The following is a 19,225-nucleotide window of genomic DNA, read 5'->3' as shown; positions in this document are numbered from 1 at the left end:
TTGATTAGTTTATATTGAAACTCGATCTATTTAAGGGCAGGATTTCTTCATGATTCAAGATTTTGATGTCGTTGTGGCTGGTTGTGGGGTCGCAGGTTTATCGGCTGCGGTCAGCGCGGCAGAAAAAGGTCTGAAAGTAGCCATCTTAGAGCGTGCAACTCGCGAAGAGCGCGGTGGACAGAGCCGCTACACCGAAGCGTACTTACGCATGAAAGCGATGGATCAAGTCACGGATGACTTCGAAACCCATTTGGCTGAGAACCTCGGCCCCTACAACGACCCCGATCTAATGAATGAAATGTCGACAGGTCGTGAAAGCTGGTCTCAGCAAACACGTTCTCTCGCAATCAATGACACAGAAGTTATCGCCAACTTCGCCGATCACGTTCCCTCCACGATCAAGTGGCTCCAAGGTTTAGGTGTCAAGTTTGATTTTCTGCCCACCCAGTTTTTAACAAAAACCCAACCCAGACTGCTGCCAGTGGGAGGTGGTTGGGCGTTGGTGGAAGCCTTGGCTGCAGCGGCAGAAAAAATCGGTGTCACATTTTTTTATCAAACAACCGCTCGAAAACTGATTACCGATGATGATGGTTTGGTCCTGGGATTACAAGCTCACCAGCAAGGCAAAGGAGCCTTGCGTTTTTCCGGCAAAGTAGTTTTGGCTTGCGGCGGCTTTGAGGGCAATCCCCAGATGCTGACAAAGTACATGGGACCGCGTTCGGTCTATCTGCGCCCGATCTGCAAAGGTGGTTTTTATAACCGCGGTGAAGGCATTGAAATGGCGCTGGACATCGGTGCAGCACCCGCTGGAGAGTTTGGCAGCTATCATGCAGAACCAATCGATCCCCGCTCCGGTGTCGCCGAAGCCTCAGTGTTCATTTTTCCCTACGGCATCCTAGTCAACAAAGAAGGCAAACGCTTCGTCGATGAAGCGCCAGGTACCGTCGATGCCTACTACGAGCGTGTCACACGCCAGATCTACGAGCAACGCGAAGGCATCGCTTATGTGATTCTCGATCAGCGCGTCAAGGACATTCCTAATTATCGACTCGCCATTCGCACAGATCAGCCCGCGATCGAGGCCGACTCGATTGCTGCACTCGCAACAAAACTCGAGATGCCCGCTGAAATATTGTCTGAAACACTTGCTCGCTATAACGCCAGCTGCAAGTCTTCGGCCAAATACGACCCCCTTCATCTTGATGGTGTCGCAACAGAAGGACTCTACCCTCCAAAGTCCAATTGGGCACTACCCATCGATAAAGGTCCATACATTGCTTACCCGATTATTTCGGCCAACGTATTCACCTTTGGCGGCCTGAAAATCACTCCAGACGGTCAGGTCGTCAACACCGACGGTGAACCCATGCCTAACCTGTATGCGGCGGGTGAAGTGGTGGGTATGTATTACACCAACTACACCGGCTCAACTTCAGTGCTAAAGGGCTTGGTGTTTGGTCGTCTGGCAGCCCAGCACATTGCCTCGACCAAATGATGAACGGGTCCATGTACAGCCCTGATCTTCTAAAGGGTCGTGTTGCATTGGTTACCGGCGCGGCGGGTGGGATTGGACAAGCAGTCGTTGAGGCTTTCTTGCAGGCGGGTGCTGTCGTGGTGGGCGCCGATCTGGGACAACAAGCCGGACTCAAGCACGATCGACTTTTCTGGATCCCACTTGATGTAACTCAATCGAAGAATATCCAAGCCTGCGTGGAACAGGCAGTTGCCGCTCACGGCCGTATCGATATTTTGGTTAATGTGGCAGGGGTTGTTTCAGCAGGTAATGCTCAAAATCTCAGCGAAAAAGAGTGGGACCGGGTGATTGATATCAATCTCAAAGGCACCTTCCTGATGTGCCAGGCAGTGATGCCTGTCATGAAACAGCAAAAATTCGGACGCATCATCAATCTGGGCTCCGTCCTAGGTAAAAATGGCGGCAACCCTAGGCCCTGGATTGATCCCTCCGAGCAAGACCGGGCTGGCAACGTCGCCTATGGTGTCTCAAAAGCCGGCGTGCACATCATGACCGTTTATTTAGCTAAAGAGCTTGCCTCATTTGGTATAACGGTCAATGCTGTCGCACCCGGTCCGATTGGATCGGCGATGACAACAAACTTTCCACAAGTCTTGCGCGACTTGATACCCGCAGGGAGAATGGGCAAAGCCTCCGAGGTGGCCTCGGCCATCCTATTTCTTGCGGCTCCGGATTCAGCCTTCGTGACCGGCGAGATCCTCGACATCAATGGCGGACTGTGGTCTGACTAACCATTAATTTTAAATTTTTTAAACAGAGAGAAAACACATGCAACAAGCACGCTCGATTTACCTTGTCCTCGATATGCAAAATGATTTGGTCCACGCCGATGGTCCAAATGGCAAAAGCCCTCTAGGCGCACAAGTGCAAAAGCGTCAACTCATCGCTAAAACCGCCCAGGCGATTAAAAAAGCGCGTGAAGCCGGCATTTTGGTTGGATTCGTTCGCGTGGGCTTCACAGCAGGCTATCCAGAGTGCCCTCCCGCATCACCCGTTTTTTCAGGTGCTCCAGCCGCAGGACTGTTCAAGCTCGGCGCATGGGGTACGGAAATCCATCCGGAACTCGAACAGCGCGAAGGCGACATTCAAGTCGCTAAACATCGCGTCAGTCCTTTCTACTCAACAGGTCTTGAAGCCGCTTTGCGTGCCCGCAATATCACACGGATCTATTGCTCTGGCGTGTCCACACAAGCAGTTGTCCAGGCAACGGTGCGCGATGGACACGACCGTGATTATGAAATGATCGTTCTCGAGGATGCCAGCTGCGCGCATAGCGATGAAGAACACGCAAACTCAATGGGCAGCATTGCACGGTTCTGCAAAGTAGAAAAAACAGATACCGTTGTTTTTTCAAATCCCTAAGTCTGTTGCCTCACACGCCCTGCGAATTTAATTTCATATCCAGGGCGGGGATGATTTGAGACCAATCCGCGACAACACCGATCTGCGCCTGTTTAAAAATGGGAGCCTCAGGATCGGAGTTGATCGCGATGATCTGTGTATGTGGGTCGATTCCAGCCATATGCTGGGGCGTCCCTGACATGGCGACGGCTATGTATATGTCAGGCCTCACATACTTGCCCGACTGACCGACTTGCCGTGCAACAGGCGCCCATCCAGCATCCACAGCGGGCAAACTCGCACTGACTGCCCCGCCCAGTTTTTCGGCGAGAGCATACAAACTATCAAAGCCCGCCTCACTACCAATACCCCTACCCCCTGAAACAAGAATTCGCGCACCGTCAATGCTTGGATGAAGCTCGGACCTTGGCGTAATCGTGATGGGGAGAGCCGGACGTTTAGCAGTCGCGGACACATCGAGTACGGTGACCTTAGAAACAGTCTGCGCGAGCGAACTTTGCTGTAAATCCGCACCACGCACTATCGCAAAAAAATGACCTGCTGACAGCGCGCGCGTCACTTTCATACGTCCACCAAAGGCGGACTTTAATACTGAGAGCTCTTTGGAATCATTCACTAAAATTTGCTCACATCGTCCAAGCGCCACAGCATTGAGGCGAAGCGCAACAGCTGCGGCGATCTCCTCCTCGTCAGGACTAGCATTCATGAGAAAAAGACAATCGTCCTGAACAATCGAGCAAGCAGGTAGGTTCGCAGCCAGCACGTCAATACGCGCGTGGCGTTGCATCGTAGCCGCCTCTGTTTGAGTATCCAAACACCAGATTTGATGCACACCGAGCTGAGTAGCTAGGTCCACCATACCCTTTGCCGCAGCTAAATGATCGCCCATAATGACCACTGCAGACTGGCAAGAGAGATCCTCGGCAAGCTTAAGCACGTGCAGCATCAATTGCTCTGCGACTTCCCGGTCGCTCTCCAGACCACACAATATTGCACAAATATTTTTGATTTCAGCTTTCGACATTTTTCATTCCAGACTGACGCCATCGATCGAGGTGTTGCGCAAGTTGCAATACCTGAGCCTCCACATCACCCTCCAGCATTTTGCAAGGCTTCAAGCCCCTCGCAGCTATATCAAGGGGCGCGATAGAAGAGATTGGACATGTTTGAGCAAACACCTGAGCCGCAGCGTCAGCCTGTGGCTCAAGCACCTCGATTTTCTGCTGTTTCGCCAACATGACATTTTTCATCAAAGGATGACGTAGGCGATTACTTTTGTCATTACTGACGCTCAACACTGCAGGAAGTGGGCACAAAATAGACTCGATTTGATCACTTGCCATTCTTTCAACCAGAATCGAGTGCAGTGACTGCTCATCACCTTTAACAGTGAGTACTAAACTTAAAAAAGGTAGTTTCCATATTTCAGCCAGCGTCACAGGTACGACGCCGTCATCCATGTCTCCATGCTCCCGTCCGATCAGCCACAAGTCTATCTGCTGATCAGCAGGCATCACTTTCGATACGTGATGACTCAACCAGCGCGCATCACCTCGATGTTCGGGCTTGACACGGATGCCCACCACGGTATCAGGCCGGTAGGAGGCGACACTTTTCATGAACGCAGCATCAACCGCACCATCCGTGACAATGACATGCACGGAGGTGTCCGGCCGACGGTCGCGCATTTTGAGGGCAACCTCAAGAGCCGCCTCATCAAAAGGGCTCAGCTTAAAAGGCGTCGTGGGCGTGGCAATCAAATCGATCCATTGCCCCGAGACCGGTTTATCGATTGGTCGCTTCGCATCCGCGACACCAGAAATTAAAACAGAGATTCGCATAGGAATTTATGACAACGTCGCCGCAGCTGAACGCGCAGCTACACGACCAAAAATTGTCGCCTTCCCAAGTGCGGATCCAGTCATATAGGCTGCACCATGCAGCCCCCCCACCACCTCGCCCGCAGCATACAACCCCTCCAAAACCTGGCCATACACATCAAGCACTCTCATATTTGCGTCGACACGCAATCCGCAATATGTCCCGAATACTGCCGCTGTTGAAGGGTAAGCGTAAAAGGGAGCTTGTTTGATCTTGACCAAACTACCGTGCTGATGGACAAGATGTTTACGATTGAATTCGGGATCATGACCTGCATCAACAAAGCCGTTGTAGCGCTCAACGGTCGCCAACAAAGTTTCAACCGGTATTTCAGTCAAGTTCGCCAACTCTTCCAAGGATTGAGCCTCAATCATGAGCCCTTCTTCTAGGCGACGCTCAAAATCCAATATCCTTGTCAGATTGTCCCCGCTTTTCAAAATGTCATGATCGAGAATCTGGTATGTGGCCCCATAAGGCTGAGCGATACAGGCATCACCCAGCAATTTGTACGAGATGGACTCATCAACAAAACGTTTACCGTCTTGGTTGACGGCGATAGCTCCCTTATAAACCGCCAGACAACTGTGATGATTCGTTTCATCGGTAGGATGTTTACCAAAGGTGCCTTTGATATAGGCCATATCACGCACATCCGCACCTAGTTTCCAGGCCATTTTCAATCCATCGCCTACATTACCCTCGCCGCCGATGAATACAGCATTGTCATACTGGGGCGCGTAGCGATGCACCATCTCTAGATTTTTACAAAAACCACCGCTTGCCAACAACACCCCGCTGCGACTGGAGACGGACTGTTCTTTGTTTGTATGCACATAGGTCACGCCCGTAATACGCCCTTGGTCATTGACGATCAGGCGCTGCGCAGCCGCCCCTGTCAACACCTGAACATTGCCGGTTTCAAGTGCGCGTGCGGCAACTGTTCTCACAGTATCCGCTGGATCGACGTTGTGCACGCGCGGGACAGACTGCCCAGACGATGTCTCGATGAGGGGAGAAAACTTGACACCAGCCTTCTTGAGCCATTCGTACGTATCGAGCTGATTCTTGACATAGCATTCTACGAGGGACTCATCGTTTTCAAATTTTCCGACCTCTCGCAAATCATCGAATAACAGTGCATCGGAATCATTGACACCCTGTGCTTTCTGCAAATCCGTTCCGGCAAAAGCCAAACAGCCGCCACTCATCGCCGACGAGCCACCTGTTTCCGACATTTTCTCTAGCAGCAACACTTTCCGTCCTGCCTGGCCAGCCTCTAGCGCAGCTGAAAATCCAGCCAAGCCACCACCAACAATGATCAGATCTAATTCTTTTTGCATAGGATATTCAGTCTTTATCTAAGAGTGTCATCAATAGCGTTTATTTTGGTCTGATTCAATTCCAAGTGAAATACTTTGCCCTTGAATAGACTATTCAATTTTTTTAATAGCACTGCACCTTGAATAAAAAAACTCGGATAATTTCTCATCCGAGCCTTTTTAACGACATGTTTTCAATGACAGGATTAGTCTATTGAGATCTTTGCGTTCTTAACAACTTCTCCTACACGAACATTCTCACTACGAACAAAATCCGTTAATTGTTTTTGATTCATGAAGTTCGGATCCAGACCTGCTTTTGTCAGCTCCTCGCGAACCTTGGGATTTTCAACAGTTGCCTTAAGGGCGGCAGTCAGTTTATCGGCGCGATCAGCCGGGATATTCGCAGGTCCTAAAACTCCCATCCAGGAAATCCAGGACTGCACGCCCTGCTCAGCCATTGTCAACAGCTGTGGTGCGGCTGCCAGTCTGTTTTGACTGGAAACACCAAGAATCTTGGCACGACCAGAGTTGTGGTGAGGCAAAGCAACAACTGCGGGAACAAAGACAGAATCTACCTGACCGCCCAGTACCGCAGTCATCGCTGGAGCGGCACCCTGGAATGGTACATGCAACATTTTGCTGCCTGTCTGAGCCAGAAACATTTCAGTTGCGAGATGGCTAGAGCTACCGAGTCCCCATGAGGAGTAAGACATCTTGGACGAGGGATCCTTTGCCTTCTGGATGAACTGCTTCAAATCACCAGGGTTGTTTTGTGCGTTCACAACCAACACAAAGGGGAAAAATCCAACCATTCCTATGTTCGTAAAATCTTTGTTCACATCGTAACGTGCCGTTTTAGGCGACACCAGAGGGCTCACGATATACGAGTCGGCGATAAAAATAATCGTATAACCATCCGGAGCCGATTTCACTAAAGCATCCGTACCGATCAGACCCGTTGCGCCCGGACGATTCTCAACCACAACAGGCTGACCCAAAACATCAGACATGTTCTTGGCAACAATACGACCCAAAACATCCGAACCACCGCCTGGAGGCCATGGAATAATCATTCGAATGGGTTTATCAGGATAGCTGGCAAAGGCCAAGCTACTCATGCCCGTTGCTAAAACGAGCAACATTGCCTGCAGTAGTCGTCTTGCCCAAAGTGTGCATACGTTCAAAATCGTCTCCCTTTTATTATTGATCTAATACGCGGGTCCTTTTAGTCAGACCCGCTTAGCCTGCTTGACTTGCTTAATTTGCGAAAACTTTTAGTCGGCCTTAATACCAGCTGCTTTGACTGTCGCACCCCAACGATCGAACTCAGTCGTCAGGAACTGACCGAACTGCTTGGGATCGAGGACATCAATAATCAAACCACCTTTTGTCAGCGCCTCTTGAAGCCCTGGTTCTTTTGCGGCTTGAATCAACGCTTTTGCAAAAGTTTCTGCTGCTGCAGGCGACATTTTTGCTGGGCCTAAGATACCGATCCAAGGCGAGGTATTGAGGTCAACACCCTGCTCTAGGAGAGTCGGTACATTCGGCGCATCGGCAAACCGCTTCGGTGCACCAAGACCCAGAATTTTGACTTTGCCTGCCTGAGCATTGGGCATTGCCAGACTCAAGGGCACAAACATTGCATCGACTTGACCACCAAGGACCGCAGTCATTGCTGGCGCAGCGCCTGTGAACGGAACGTGGAGAATTTGCAATTTCTGCATCACAATCAACATTTCCATGGCAACCTGACTCGAACTGCCCACTCCCCAGGAGGCATAGGTCAATTTGCCAGGCTGGCTTTTAGCCAATGCGATGAATTCCTGAACATTATTCGCCTTTATTTTTGGGTTTACCACCAAGGCATAAGGTAATAAACCAACTTGCGCAACGGGAATAAAATCTTTGCGCGCATCGTATGAGATCTTTGGATACACATGAGGATTGACCGAATGGGTATCAGCCGCTGTCATCAGCAAGGTATAGCCATCGGGCGCAGACTTCGCCACGTAGTCTGAACCGATCATTCCACTGGCGCCAGGACGATTTTCCACTACAACCGATTGCTTGAGAATTTTGCTCGTGGCTGCGGCAACCGACCGGGCTAGCACATCCGTGCCGCCACCGGCGTTGTAGGGAACAACAATTCTGATGGCACGATCAGGGTAAGTGCCTTGCGCATTTGCTGTGAAAGAACACACGCTTGCAAGCGATACAGCGAGAATCGCCTTTGTCTTTTGAAAAGAGAGTCCAAAGTTCATTATTTATGTCTTCCGAATAATTTTTTATATTTGAAAACAGCTCAATAACCGTTTATGCACTTTAGCAACTATCTCTCAAAGTTCCAGCAAAAAAATCCAACAACAGTATTTGATAAAGATGAAAATTGAATTCTTTTAAATAATTGAATTCTTCTAATAAAATCTCTGCTCTACTGTGTTCAGAGCGTGCCTAAAATGAATCAGATCAATCCCATTGTCCTCTCAACACTACGCACCAAATTCAGTAATCTGGGACCGATATCGTTTTCAAGTTGATTAGGACTAAGGCGGAAAGCGGGTATGCCGCAATTGAAGGCAAAAGACTCATCGTTGATTTTCGCAAGCAAAGGTACGCCTACAGATCGAGTTTCTTTCACAAGGCCTTTTTTAGCGAAACAAAAGCCCCACTTATCAAATTGCTTGAGAGCTTCGGAAAGATTAGCTTTCACCTCTTCGGCTGAAAAATGTTCAACTCCAGAAAGATGGGATAGGAGGTCTTGTCTTTCACTCAAAGACAAACCACATAGATACGCTCTACCCATGGCAGTCACGAGCAATGGTATCCGTGCCCCAATACCTGCAATGACAGGCGTGACAGATGTGGCGCTTGCACAACTTTCAACAAACAACATTTGAGCACCGTGCCTCACGCCTAGCGAAACAACACCTCCAACTTCATTCGCCAACTCCTGCATAAGAGGTCTCGCAATCTGTCTGATTTTCATGTTCGCCAGAACAGGATAGGCAGCAGTCAGAACAGAGGTTCCAAGCGTGTACTTTGAGAGCGAGGCTACATACTTGATGTAGCCGAATTTAGACAACGTGTAGGTGATTCGAGAGACTGCAGGCTTGGAAAGGCCTGTAATTTCGGCGATTTCCTTGTTTCCCATAAATTGGGAGTTTCGGTGTTTCAAACACTCAAGAACTTGGAGCCCTCGTGCAAGAGTCGCGACCAAGTGGGGATCCTGAGTGACGTCAAAGCCCCTCATATCCGTATATGAATCGTTAATTACACGTTTTCTGGACATTTATATAAGACCTGCACCGAAATGGTTGATAAACAACCTGATATTTGATGCAGGTCGAAGAGATTTATTACTTTGCCAAACCAAGCGTAGTCAACACGGATTTTATACTTCCATATTCTTCATCAAGTAGCTTCCTTGTTTCCTTGGGACCATAGAAAAAAGGTTTCCATTGATTTTGCTCTAGAAAGGTCTGCCACTCCTTTGAATCGTTGATTTTTTTCAGTGCCTGCGCCCAAAAATCGATTTGTGCAGGTGTCATATTTTTCGGGCCAAGCACACCTTGCACGGAAGAGGTAGAAACATCGACTCCCTGCTCTTTCCATGTCGGGATGTTTGAGAGCACGCCTCCCATTCTTTCGGGAGAGCCGATTGCGATGACTCTAAGCTTGTCATTTTTAAGTGCGTTAATGAGGTTGGGCGTCGTCGCCGCCACGACGTCAATGTGCCCACCTAACAATTGAGTAATAGAGATGCCCGAAGACTTAAAGGGAATCACACTTAACTTATCTATTGCTACGCCAGCTTTCTGTAATGGCGAGGCAATGCCAACGTGAATGTGATTCCCAACAGAAGTTGCAACACCGATATGCAATTTATTTGGGTTTTCCTTCATGATACGAATCAGATCAGCACCAGTTTTTATGGGTGAGTCAGCGCGCACCACCACGCCAACATACTCCCTGAACAAAAGAGCAATAGGCGTATAGTCCTCGTAACTGCGATTGAGCGAACCAAGGATATGATTGTTGATGATGGAGGTTGTTAGCGTCATCAAATAATTGCCATCGCCAGGATGCTGATCCATCACGTTCAGCGCAACAGCAAGATTACCTCCGGGTCTATTTGTGATGACAAAATTCTTAACAATATTTTCTTTTATTAAAAGATTTTGAAGCTGACGTGCAGCAGTATCCAAGGCTGCACCTGCACCTGCAGGCACGATAAATTCAACCGTTGTGGTGGGCTGCCAGGTGGACTGCGCATGAACGGAGGATGCCGCAATCAGGCCACATGCAGCAAATAACATATTAAGGGTCAATTTTTTCATGATGTCTCCGAATCGTAAACGTTATGTGTCTGACTGCGAATGAATAACTCCCTGCTGATGAAGTTCTGAAATCTCTTGGCTGTTCATTCCAAGTTTTCTTTGCAGCACTTCATCAGTATCCTGTCCAATTCCATGGCCAACATGTCTGATCCTGCCTGGGGTATCAGAGAGTTTCGGAACGATCCCCATCATTGTCAATTCACCCAATTTAGGATGCGGGACCTTCACCAGCATTTCACGCTCTTTGAAATGAGGATCATGAAAAATATCCTCCATTGTGAAGACTTTTGAAACTGGCACTTCGGCAGCAATCAATCGGGTTTCGATTTCGGCAGCGGTATAACCAGAAGCCCAGTCCTCGACAATTTTGTTGACCTCCTTGACCCTGGCAGCTCTGGCCCGCTGTGTCGCATAGCGCTCGTCCGAAATGAGTTCAGGCTTTCCCATCGCCTTGGCCAATCGCTGAAAAATCACATCATTGTTGGCGGCGATCAAAACGTAGCTTTCGTCTTTAGTCAGATAAAGACTATTGGGAGCTGTAGACGGTAGATTTGAGCCAACACGTTTAGGAATGATTTTCAACCTGTCATAAGCTGGAACATGTGGCTCCATCATGCTGAATGCTGATTCATAAAGCGTTGTATCAACAACTTGTCCTTTACCCGTTTTTTGTCGCTGCAAAATGGCCATGACGGCACCAAAGGCAGCAAATACTGCTGTGTGCTCATCTGTCACTGCCAGAGCTACCCGAGCGGGAGGTCGATCAGGATCTCCTGTCATGTGCCTGACGCCCGCAACGGCCTCGCAGGTCACGCCATAGCCTGGTCTGTCCTTGTAAGGTCCTGTTTGACCATAACCGCTGATGCGCACCATGACGAGTCCTGGGTTGTCCGCAGACAAGGTCGCATAGTCCAACCCAAGTCGCTCCAGTGTCCCTGGTCGAAAATTTTCAACAACGATGTCAGCGTGACTAATTAACTTCTTAACAAGACTCTGTCCCTGCTCGGTTCGGAGATTTATGGAAACTGATTGTTTGTTACGGAGAATGGTGGTCGCATACAACGAGACACTTCCGTCATGACTCCCCATGTTCCGAACTGGATCGCCCTCCGCTGGTTCAATTTTGATCACCTCCGCCCCAAAATCTGCCAATAAACGTGTGCAGGCCGGCCCCGCAATCGTCGAACACAGTTCAATAACTGTGTATCCACTGAGTGGCGCCTCGTTATCAGTCGTCTTCATTTTTGAGTTTCCAATCTGTTAACGCATGGGTCGTTGTTTGGGACCAAGCTGTGTTCTGTTCAACTCGTAGGCATCTTCGATCCAGTCGCACAGCAAGGCGCGCGTCTCAGAGGGTTTGATAATGTCGACAATGCCAAACTTTTCCGCAGTCCTAAAGGGGGACGCAAGCTTATGATAATAATTTTCAAGCTCTTGGCGCTTTGCCTCTGGATCTTCTGCCGCTTCGATTTCCCTCCGATAGGCTGCCGCGACGCCCCCTTCCACTGGTATCGATCCCCAGATCGCCGAAGGCCATGCATAGCGCAAGTTCAAGGACTGTCCATTGGGTCCGAATTTTGGACCATGTAGCCCGCCTCCGACACCAAAAGCCCGACGAATGATGATGGAAATCCACGGAACCGTTGCCTGCTCAATTGCACCCGCGGCGCGATAGGCAATCGGCACTGTGCCGGCACTTTCCGCTTCGAGTCCAATCATCAAGCCTGGCTGATCAGTAAAGTTTACGATCGGAATATGAAACGTATCGCACAGATCCACAAAGCGTTCGATTTTCATCGCGGATTTATGTGTCATCGCACCTCCCATCACCATAGGATCGTTCGCCATGACACCGACCGGATATCCGTTGAGACGAGCTAAACAAGTCAGCGTCGAGCCACCAAATAATCGACTCATTTCAAACAATGAGTCTTTGTCGACAATCTTTTCAAGTATTTTTCTGATTTGATAAGGCGTTCGTTTATTTTCCGGAATCGCATCATCCAGTTTTTCATCCATGCGCCAGGGATCATCTGTACATTCCGTGACTGGAGGTGCTTGCCAGACATTGCGTGGCAGATATGAAAGAAACTTCTGAATTTGCTCGAACGCGTCTTCTTCTGATTTGGCAACGTTGTTGACCGAACCAGCCTTTGCTGCAACCTTCGCGCCGCCGAGCTCTTCTTTGGTCACCACCTGATTCAAGCCCTGTTTCACAACTGGCGGCCCTGCCGCAAAGACCTGACCGACATTTTCTACAATCACTGAAAAATGCGCACACGAGACCTTCACTGCGCCGAGTCCCGCGCAAGCACCCAGTGCCGCACCGACAACCGGCACCGTGCTCAACAAGGGGATAACAGGCCACGATGGATAGCCGGGAATTTTCGTCGATTGCTGCTGCTCAATCAGTCTGACACTTCCACCCGCCGTGTCGACCATTCGTATTAAAGGCATGCGGAATTGATATGCCATTCTTTCGGCATACAGCCACTTATCTGAGACAGTGGCCTCACTTGAACCCGCGCCAATTGTGTAATCGTCGCCAGAGATCATGACTTTTCGATTTTCGATCCTGCCTGTTCCAGTCACTGCATTGGAAGCGATGAATGAAAGCAGATTGCCTTGAGGATCATATTTTCCTTTTCCGGTAGTCATTCCGAATTCTCGAAACGTGCCCGGGTCCAGAAGTTTTTCAATCCTCTCCCTGACATTTAATTTGCCGAGCTCTTTCTGACGCGCCAATCTATCTGCGCCACCCATTTTGCGCGCCGATTCCCTGCGCATTTCGAGTTCTGTGTATGCAGCTTCCCAGCTCATTATTTGATCTCCAATTATTTTTTTCATTATCAGCTCAAAAACAGTAAAATACAAATATAAGAATTAAATTCCTATATTAGGAATTACATATTCATTAAGCTATACCCCTTAAGCCTTCTTTTTGAATTGTTTGGGAACCGGGTGAGACGGATGTTCAGCAAAGTAATGGTGGCTAATCGAGGCGCAGTTGCAGCCCGTGTGCTGAGAGCTCTGAAGGCTTTAGGCGTCCGATCTGTCGCTGTTTACTCTGAGGCAGATCAAGATTTACCGTATCTCCAAGAAGCAGACGAGTCATACTGCCTAGGAGCTGCAAATCCACGCGACAGCTATCTCAATCAGGATGCTTTGATCAGAGTTCTGATTGAATCCGGTGCGGACGGGGTACATCCTGGCTATGGCTTCCTGGCTGAAAATGCGGACTTTGCCCGCCGAGTCATCGAGAGCGGCGCGACCTTTATTGGGCCGAGTCCACAATGGATCGATGCAATGGGTCACAAAACCCGCGCACGCACACTCATGGCTTCGAACGGTCTCTCGATGGGAGCGAGTTCAGAACTCTTAAGCGGCGATATTGAAGAAGCATCACGCGAGGCAGAACGCATTGGCTACCCCGTTCTCGTCAAACCTGCGGCAGGTGGTGGTGGCATCGGTATGATGGCCGCACACAACTCTGACCAGTTGGCCAAAGCACTCGAAAACGCGATCTCTTTGTCAAAACGTAGCTTTGGTAGCTCAGAGATCTATTTAGAAAAGCTGGTGATCCAGCCACGCCATATCGAATTTCAGCTCTTGGCAGACCGTGCAGGCAACGTCCGCCATCTTTTCGAACGTGACTGCTCCATACAACGCAGACACCAAAAGGTTATCGAAGAATCTCCCGCACCTCAAATACCAAGATTAGTACTGAACAAAGCAGGCGACGATATCGCTGCAGTGATGCAAAAACTGAAATATGACAATATCGGAACCGCCGAAACACTTTATGCGAGTGGCACAGACTTTGCATTTCTTGAAATGAATACCCGCTTGCAAGTCGAACACGCTGTCACAGAGGAAATCACAGGTATTGACATCGTTTGCGCCCAGATCCGTATAGCGGCTGGAGAGTCCCTGTCCAACGTCCTTCCAGAAAAAATATCAATAATTGGGCATGCCATTGAAGCACGCATTTACGCTGAGGATCCTATCAAGTTTTTTCCATCTCCTGGCCTATTAAAAACATTGAAATTTCCGACAGGCGATGGCATTCGAGTCGAAACTGGTTACACAGAGGGAAGTCTCATCACGCCTTATTACGATCCATTGATCGCTAAACTCATCGTCCATGCGCCAGATCGAAACCAAGCAATCAACAAATTAATCGCAGCACTTGACCAAATCGAAGTCCAAGGCGTCAAGCACAACATCCCCTTTGTTCGCATGGTTCTTGATAGCGAAGAATTCAGAGCTGGGAATATTCATACTAGCCTAGGCACAGAACTCATTGCGCGTCATGCAGCGAAAAAACAATAAGCAATTTCTGATTATTTTGATAGGTATTAAATCTTAGATAAAGGAATTAAAAATGGCTCGCATCGAAATTATGTCGGAAGTGACTGGAAAGGTTTGGAAGATCGTGGCGGCTCCCGGCACATCCAAGGCGGAGGATGAAGAAATCATGATTCTAGAGTCCATGAAAATGGAGATTCCCGTGGTGATGCCCGAAGCTGGAACCTTGCTTGAAATCTTAGTCGCCGAAGGCGATTCAGTTGAAGATGGCCAAATCGTAGCCGTGATTGATGCTTGAGATGCAAATATCTTAAGGAAGCTTCATGTCGCAAGCTCATTCACGCTCAAATTACCTTGCATAGCTATCAAGCAGATACTTGCCCAAAAAACCTAGCAAGGTAAACATACCTCCGCAATATGCAGTCATCAGCCACATAAATTTACGCTCAAAAAACTTGTGTAAATCAGCGTTACTTCGAGCGATTTCTTGGCGCAGGTCGGTCTGCACAAATGCAATCTCCTTACGAAGGTCGGTCTGCACAAATGCGATCTCTTTGCGAAGATCAGCCTGTACAGCAGCAATTTCATGCCGCAACTCGGCTTGCCCCTGAATCATCTGCACACGCAAATCCGCCATTGCTTGGCAAAGTTGCGTCATGGAGCGATCAAGTCGTTCGCAAATTTTGGTGTGTTGATCGACGGCAAATTCAACGGTGAGCATGCGTTTTTCCATCTCAAAATCATAGACATGATTATGAGCGTTCTCTATGCGTAAAAGTGCTTTATCACCATGAATTTGGTAACAGAATTGTTAATAACTACCTGGATGCGTCAAGCCGGATCTTTTGTCATTTTAAAAAAGATAATTATTTTGAATACAAAGTAGCATCCTGTGAGACACTGGGTTACCTAAGCTTGTTCTGACCTGATTTCTCACAATGACAAAAATAAAGGCCTCATCATGAACGGATCAAGACTGTTATCCCTTTTAGCAATACTCGCAGCGTCGCTGCTGCTTGGCGGTTGTGCCTCAATCACTGGAGGCACACAACAAAGCGTGTCCGTTGAAACCAGACAAGAAACCGCACAAGTCTCCGGTGCGGCTTGCGAGCTCGTCAATGCCAAAGGCAAATGGTTTCTCACCTCGCCCGGATCTGTACAAATCCAACGCTCCAATGATGATCTATTGGTTACCTGTAACAAGCCCGGCCTGGAACCCGGGCGAGCCTCCGTGACCTCGATCGTCAAACCAGGCATGGTCGGTAACTTTTTCTTTGGCGGCATAATCGGTGTCGCGATTGACCATGCCTCAGGCGCAGCCTATGACTACCCCAATATGATTCAAGTCATGATGGGACAAATGACCAAAGTAGGCTACACCGAAGGACATGCCACCACTCACACCACCGCCACACCTGCTGGTGCTCCACCTGGAGTAACCCAAACCAGCGTCACGCCCGCGGGCGTGACCACCACAGAAACGTTGACACTCACGTCAGCAGGTACGGTTGCCACTAATACGGCAATCTCACCATCAAGCTCACCACAGGCGACAGCCCCACCCGCGGCCACTGCAGCAACCGCCAATACACCTGTTGCACCCGTTTCACTCGATGCCGCTAAAAACCAATGCGTAGAGCTTGGCATCAAACCCCAAACCGAAGCCTTTGGACAATGCGTGATGAGGATTGCGAAGTAGTCAGTGCTCTTTCAGCCTACCAAGCAAGCCACTGCTGCCGCAGAAACGGACGGTCGATCTGCGCTGGAGAATCGGGCTGATCCAACCACCAGAGGCTCATTTCGTCTGTCGGTTGATATGGCAAAGCGACGGACATGGTTGTGCCTTTTTCTGAAGCCGATTTTCGAGAGAAATAGGCTTGCGCACGGAGCGTTTTTTAGCAATATTGATACTCAACTCCAGCGCACCCAGATCAAACTCAGGGGCGGCAATTTTGGCCAATTCGCTGGAGCGACCGATTAGCCAAAGCGCCGAAGCGTAGATCCCCAGTGCCACGGAAGGGTCTCCTTTTTCAATACGCATCAGGGTGGGCTCTGACACTCCGATTCGTTCTGCCCACTGACGACGGGACTCACCACGTCGCTTGCGCGCAATGGTCAGATCCTCGCCAAGCTGACGCAAGTGCGACTGCACGAGTGGAGGAAACATTAAAAGTGCTTGAGGCATCTTTGGCATACATAGATATTAGCTAATAATAAATAAAGTTAATATCTATTTGTTTTTAATGTTAACCCAACCGCGCACACCCATGTGAGTGAATGCCAAGATCATCTGTTACGAAAATTCCAAACTTCACTTTAACCAGACTACCCAACATTTAATCAATCTAGTAAAATCTTTTACAGACATTCAGATTTGGGCTGACGCCCATGCCAACCTGCCCTCCCGGGCAAGGTGGACCGCCGAAAGGCAATGTGACCGGAAACGGTAACCAAGCGGGATGCGTCAGCCCTCTTCTAGTGAAGAGGGCTTTTTGTTTTGTACGGGGGATTTATATCCAACTTGCCAACCCGGGCGTATTGCCAAACTGGCTAAACAGGAGATCGTTATGACTGTGCACGTGCTATTTTTGTCGGCATTTATTCGCAAAGCCGATATCGCCGCCCATTACCCAGGCAGCTGTAAGACCTTTGAGCGGCAATATACCCTGAGCACGGGTGATGCGTACTTGTATCGCCTCGTATCAATGAGCAGTGCGGGATTAGGAGAGATGATCGAGGAGATCGAACAAAGCGGTTTAGACATCGAGCAGTTTGTGGCCATCGCCGATATGTGGGCGGGTCCTTTTAAACAGATCCCAACCATTCGCTTCACACGAATTGGCGACGACTTTCCGCCTAAATGGATCGCAGTCTCCACTGAGGAGCACAATCATGTCTAAAGCCACCGCCAACAAACCTATCCCCGTGAGCGCCTTGGAATACCGTCCACGTGACTATTTTGGACGCTATGACTTGCAGGCTCAGCTACTGAGTAGCGTAAAAGGTCGGGTTCGACGGGCATTGATCAAGGATGCACTGGAAACTGGCGAGACCGACACCCTACCCGACTTTGTCACTACCCCAGAGCTCGATACACTCGACCGACAAATACTCGGTAGCCTGCATCCCATGTTTATGGGCGGCGAATACCTCCCGAAGATCAAATTCAATGAAGTCGAAATCGCACGAATCAGTCTTCGGTCCACGACCTATGACGTTTCAGTACTCTACGCTCGGCCAGTCGGACAACGCATCCACTATAGGGTCGTGGACGAGTACGAGGGCGAAACTCTTCAAGAACCCTCTAAGCGAACCTCCACCAAACCGCTCACCATGGGTGAAATGATCGATTTTTTCATCACAGCCTGGAGCTTAATGGATTGCCTAGAGGTCAATTTTGATGATGATGTGGAGGGGATGCTCGGCTTTTTTTCAGCCGAGTCCGAGTTCTATCCATGCTTTGATCAAACGGTCAGGGAGATGGTGCTAGAGAGATTTCCAAAACGTGAAAATGAAGACGAGACCTAGCTTGAAGGTTGAATCTTGTCTTGCGTTTTAGTGTCAAAGTCACTGGCGTCGTGGCGTTCACGCAGTTGTTCTGATGGCTCGCCATGCATACGGTTGACCATGCGCCCGCGCTTAACTGCGGGCCGACTGTAAACAGTCTCGACCCAGCGTTGAACATGCTTATAGTCTTGCACGCTCAAAAACTCGGCCGCCCCATATAACCACCCTTTCACCAACCCGCCGTACCATGGAAACACCGCAATATCGGCAATCGTATATTGATCCCCACCCAAGTATTCACTAACAGCCAGACGACGATCAAGGACGTCAAGCTGGCGCTTGGTTTCCATCGTGAAACGATCAATGGCGTATTGAAACTTGGCTGGCGCATACGCGTAGAAATGACCAAATCCGCCGCCCACATAAGGCGCGCTACCCATTTGCCAGAACAGCCAGTTCAAAGCCTCGGTGCGGGCGGCACCCGCTTTGGGCAGAAAAGCCTGAAACTTATCAGACAGGTAGAGCAAGATCGCGCCGGATTCAAACACGCGCACCGGTTGCGCGCCACTACGGTCAATCAGCGCTGGAATTTTTGAGTTTGGGTTGACATCGACGAAACCCGAGCCGAACTGGTCGCCGTCACGGATGTTGATGAGCCAGGCATCATATTCAGCGCCTACGTGGCCCTGCGCCAGCAACTCTTCGAGCAAGATCGTGACCTTCACGCCATTAGGTGTGCCCAACGAATACAGTTGCAAAGGGTGCTTGCCAACTGGTAGTTCTTTGTCGTGCGTCGGCCCGGCGATCGGCCGATTAATGCTCGCAAAAGCACCGCCGTTGGGTTGCTCCCAAGTCCAAACTTTGGGGGGTACGTAATCTTTAGAATCTGTCATAGGTTTCTTCACTCTGGTTGTCTGGTTAGGCCAAGCCTCGTTATCAGGAACAATCCTAGCTGTTTATATGATCAAAAAACA

General features: G+C 49.4%; 20 protein-coding genes and 1 riboswitch. Of the genes, 8 read left to right on the top strand and 12 right to left on the bottom strand.

Going from position 1 to position 19,225, the window contains the following annotated elements; all coding sequences use genetic code 11:
- The first annotated feature begins 49 nt into the window (after positions 1–49).
- From QWY27_RS10275 to QWY27_RS10265, 3 genes are read left to right on the top strand one after another with little or no spacing between them, the layout of a single operon-like run.
- On the top strand, positions 50–1,495 hold the full coding sequence (locus QWY27_RS10275) for an FAD-dependent oxidoreductase (RefSeq protein WP_290197359.1): 1,446 nt from the start codon (positions 50–52) through the stop codon (positions 1,493–1,495).
- A gap of 11 nt (positions 1,496–1,506) precedes the next feature.
- Positions 1,507–2,265, top strand: coding sequence for an SDR family NAD(P)-dependent oxidoreductase (locus tag QWY27_RS10270; protein WP_290197357.1), 759 nt, complete (start codon positions 1,507–1,509; stop codon positions 2,263–2,265).
- A 37-nt stretch (positions 2,266–2,302) separates the two neighbouring features.
- Positions 2,303–2,896, top strand: coding sequence for a cysteine hydrolase family protein (locus QWY27_RS10265; protein ID WP_290197355.1), 594 nt, complete (start codon positions 2,303–2,305; stop codon positions 2,894–2,896).
- Between the two features lie 10 nt (positions 2,897–2,906).
- On the opposite strand, the gene QWY27_RS10260 is transcribed toward QWY27_RS10265, so the two are convergent.
- The 9 genes from QWY27_RS10260 to QWY27_RS10220 form a co-directional block, all read right to left on the bottom strand.
- Complete coding sequence (locus QWY27_RS10260) at positions 2,907–3,920, bottom strand: electron transfer flavoprotein subunit alpha/FixB family protein (RefSeq protein ID WP_290197353.1); 1,014 nt, start codon at positions 3,918–3,920, stop codon at positions 2,907–2,909.
- Positions 3,907–4,737 (bottom strand): electron transfer flavoprotein subunit beta/FixA family protein, encoded by an 831-nt coding sequence (locus QWY27_RS10255; protein WP_290197351.1) that lies wholly within the window; start codon positions 4,735–4,737, stop codon positions 3,907–3,909. The genes QWY27_RS10260 and QWY27_RS10255 overlap by 14 nt, the downstream gene beginning before the upstream one ends.
- A 6-nt stretch (positions 4,738–4,743) precedes the next feature.
- Positions 4,744–6,117 (bottom strand): FAD-dependent oxidoreductase, encoded by a 1,374-nt coding sequence (locus QWY27_RS10250; RefSeq protein ID WP_290197349.1) that lies wholly within the window; start codon positions 6,115–6,117, stop codon positions 4,744–4,746.
- Positions 6,118–6,302: 185 nt separating this feature from the next.
- Positions 6,303–7,283 (bottom strand): Bug family tripartite tricarboxylate transporter substrate binding protein, encoded by a 981-nt coding sequence (locus QWY27_RS10245; protein ID WP_290197347.1) that lies wholly within the window; start codon positions 7,281–7,283, stop codon positions 6,303–6,305.
- Between the two features lie 90 nt (positions 7,284–7,373).
- A complete protein-coding gene (locus QWY27_RS10240; protein WP_290197345.1) occupies positions 7,374–8,360 on the bottom strand; it encodes a Bug family tripartite tricarboxylate transporter substrate binding protein in 987 nt (328 codons plus the stop codon).
- Positions 8,361–8,560: 200 nt separating this feature from the next.
- Complete coding sequence (locus QWY27_RS10235) at positions 8,561–9,388, bottom strand: IclR family transcriptional regulator (protein ID WP_290197343.1); 828 nt, start codon at positions 9,386–9,388, stop codon at positions 8,561–8,563.
- A gap of 67 nt (positions 9,389–9,455) precedes the next feature.
- Positions 9,456–10,436 (bottom strand): Bug family tripartite tricarboxylate transporter substrate binding protein, encoded by a 981-nt coding sequence (locus QWY27_RS10230; RefSeq protein ID WP_290197341.1) that lies wholly within the window; start codon positions 10,434–10,436, stop codon positions 9,456–9,458.
- Between the two features lie 21 nt (positions 10,437–10,457).
- Positions 10,458–11,678: a CaiB/BaiF CoA transferase family protein gene (locus QWY27_RS10225; protein WP_290197339.1), complete on the bottom strand. Its 1,221-nt coding sequence runs from the start codon at positions 11,676–11,678 to the stop codon at positions 10,458–10,460.
- Positions 11,679–11,696: 18 nt separating this feature from the next.
- The gene (locus tag QWY27_RS10220) at positions 11,697–13,256 is read right to left on the bottom strand and encodes an acyl-CoA carboxylase subunit beta (RefSeq protein WP_290197337.1); all 1,560 of its coding nucleotides are present in this window, start codon (positions 13,254–13,256) and stop codon (positions 11,697–11,699) included.
- 150 nt (positions 13,257–13,406) lie between these two features.
- Here QWY27_RS10220 and QWY27_RS10215 point away from each other — a divergent pair, with 150 nt between their 5' ends.
- The gene (locus QWY27_RS10215) at positions 13,407–14,768 is read left to right on the top strand and encodes an acetyl-CoA carboxylase biotin carboxylase subunit (RefSeq protein ID WP_290197335.1); all 1,362 of its coding nucleotides are present in this window, start codon (positions 13,407–13,409) and stop codon (positions 14,766–14,768) included.
- A 52-nt stretch (positions 14,769–14,820) separates the two neighbouring features.
- Entirely contained in the window at positions 14,821–15,042 is a 222-nt protein-coding gene (locus QWY27_RS10210) for an acyl-CoA carboxylase biotin carboxyl carrier protein subunit (RefSeq protein WP_290197333.1), read from the top strand.
- A gap of 51 nt (positions 15,043–15,093) precedes the next feature.
- Here QWY27_RS10210 and QWY27_RS10205 read toward each other — a convergent pair whose 3' ends face one another.
- Entirely contained in the window at positions 15,094–15,465 is a 372-nt protein-coding gene (locus tag QWY27_RS10205; RefSeq protein ID WP_290197331.1) for a hypothetical protein, read from the bottom strand.
- A gap of 240 nt (positions 15,466–15,705) precedes the next feature.
- On the opposite strand from QWY27_RS10205, the gene QWY27_RS10200 reads away from it, so the two are divergent.
- Complete coding sequence (locus QWY27_RS10200) at positions 15,706–16,443, top strand: hypothetical protein (protein WP_290197329.1); 738 nt, start codon at positions 15,706–15,708, stop codon at positions 16,441–16,443.
- Between the two features lie 96 nt (positions 16,444–16,539).
- Here the strand turns inward: QWY27_RS10200 and QWY27_RS10195 are convergent, their stop codons facing one another.
- The gene (locus tag QWY27_RS10195; RefSeq protein ID WP_290197327.1) at positions 16,540–16,929 is read right to left on the bottom strand and encodes a helix-turn-helix domain-containing protein; all 390 of its coding nucleotides are present in this window, start codon (positions 16,927–16,929) and stop codon (positions 16,540–16,542) included.
- A 174-nt stretch (positions 16,930–17,103) separates the two neighbouring features.
- Positions 17,104–17,208: riboswitch (SAM-I-IV-variant riboswitch) on the top strand.
- Positions 17,209–17,311: 103 nt separating this feature from the next.
- Between QWY27_RS10195 and QWY27_RS10190 the strand changes: the two genes are divergently transcribed.
- Both QWY27_RS10190 and QWY27_RS10185 read left to right on the top strand, forming a co-directional pair.
- Positions 17,312–17,644: a hypothetical protein gene (locus QWY27_RS10190; protein WP_290197325.1), complete on the top strand. Its 333-nt coding sequence runs from the start codon at positions 17,312–17,314 to the stop codon at positions 17,642–17,644.
- Positions 17,637–18,272, top strand: coding sequence for a hypothetical protein (locus tag QWY27_RS10185; protein ID WP_290197323.1), 636 nt, complete (start codon positions 17,637–17,639; stop codon positions 18,270–18,272). The genes QWY27_RS10190 and QWY27_RS10185 overlap by 8 nt, the downstream gene beginning before the upstream one ends.
- Here QWY27_RS10185 and yghU read toward each other — a convergent pair.
- Entirely contained in the window at positions 18,269–19,144 is an 876-nt protein-coding gene (gene yghU, locus QWY27_RS10180; protein WP_290197321.1) for a glutathione-dependent disulfide-bond oxidoreductase, read from the bottom strand. The two genes, QWY27_RS10185 and yghU, sit on opposite strands and share 4 nt — an antisense overlap.
- Positions 19,145–19,225: the final 81 nt, after the last annotated feature.

Source organism: Zwartia vadi (assembly GCF_030410375.1).
Classification (GTDB): Bacteria; Pseudomonadota; Gammaproteobacteria; order Burkholderiales; family Burkholderiaceae_B; genus Zwartia; species Zwartia vadi.
This window is presented reverse-complemented; position numbering and strand designations above follow the sequence as displayed.